General features: G+C 64.8%; 1 protein-coding gene. It reads right to left on the reverse strand.

The genetic code is table 11. The features are described 5' to 3' along the window. The coding region (locus EXE45_RS19370; RefSeq protein WP_137695230.1) for an ATP-binding cassette domain-containing protein at nt 1-213 on the reverse strand (213 nt) is incomplete at both ends.

Here is a 213-nt window from a genome sequence, read left to right on the forward strand (position 1 = left end):
CCCGAGCGATCGCGACGCGCTGTTGTTCGCCGCCGCTTAACGAGCCGGGGCGGTGTTTGTGACGCCCGTCGAGGCCGACCGCGTCAAGCAACTCCGTGGCGCGGTCACGCCGTTTGCGACGGCTGTCACCGGCCTGAACAAGCGGCAGCGCGACGTTTTCAACAGCGGTGAGCGCGGGCAAGAGGTGGAAGCGTTGGAATACAATCCCAATAT

Source organism: Halorubrum sp. SP9 (assembly GCF_005435015.1).
GTDB lineage: Archaea > Halobacteriota > Halobacteria > Halobacteriales > Haloferacaceae > Halorubrum > Halorubrum sodomense.